2 protein-coding genes are annotated in these 280 nt (G+C 67.1%); both read right to left on the bottom strand.

Features of this window, described 5'->3' with window-relative positions:
• Positions 1 to 122: M55 family metallopeptidase (locus tag K5S59_RS30570; protein ID WP_220784135.1), on the bottom strand; the 122-nt coding region annotated here is incomplete at its 3' end.
• A 9-nt stretch (positions 123 to 131) separates the two neighbouring features.
• Positions 132 to 280, bottom strand: a 149-nt coding sequence (locus K5S59_RS30565; RefSeq protein ID WP_220784134.1) for a P1 family peptidase, incomplete at its 5' end; no start/stop codon positions are given.

The following is a 280-nucleotide window of genomic DNA, read 5'->3' as shown; positions in this document are numbered from 1 at the left end:
GCGTCGGCTTCGGCGGTCATCCAGCGGCGGGCACGTTCGTATTCGCCGTTGCCGGCGCGCGTCTGCTCGGGGTGGAACACGTTGGCCACGCCTTCGATGTCGGCGGAGATCAGGATTCGCATGGCGTCAGGTCAGAGCAATTCGGTCAGTGCGCGGCGCGTGTTGCCGTCGCGGCCGGTGACGGCGGTTGCGTGGAACAGCGCGTGCACGATGGCTTGTTCGACGCTGTCGGCGGCGGCCTGGGACCACGGGTCGAGATGCGACTGTCCCTTATACCCAT

Source organism: Bacillus sp. BML-BC051, from assembly GCF_019656175.1.
Classification (GTDB): Bacteria; Bacillota; Bacilli; order Bacillales; family Bacillaceae_G; genus Bacillus_A; species Bacillus_A mobilis.
Note: the sequence above shows the minus strand (reverse complement) of the source record. Positions and strands in the feature narration are given on the sequence as shown.